1 protein-coding gene is annotated in these 235 nt (G+C 71.9%); it reads left to right on the forward strand.

Translation table 11 applies throughout. From position 1 onward, the window contains the following. Positions 1-235 (forward strand): hypothetical protein (locus tag SB772_RS45685; protein WP_410839235.1); only part of this gene is annotated, 235 nt, incomplete at both ends.

Below are 235 nucleotides of genomic sequence, written 5' to 3' on the forward strand. Positions count from 1 at the left end.
CGGCGGCGGCACCGGCTACACGGGCGGCGCGGTGCCGCTCACGCCGTTCTCCGCGGTGATCAACACCGAGAAACTCGAACAGCTCGGCGCGGTCGAGCTCACCGAACTGCCGGGCGTCGCGCACAAGGTGCCGACGATCTTCTCCGGCGCGGGCGTCGTCACGCGCCGCGTGACGGAAGCGGCCGAAGCGGCCGGCTACGTGTTCGCGGTCGATCCGACCTCGCTCGACGCATCG

The sequence above is a fragment of the Paraburkholderia sp. SIMBA_030 genome, assembly GCF_046535245.1.
GTDB lineage: Bacteria > Pseudomonadota > Gammaproteobacteria > Burkholderiales > Burkholderiaceae > Paraburkholderia.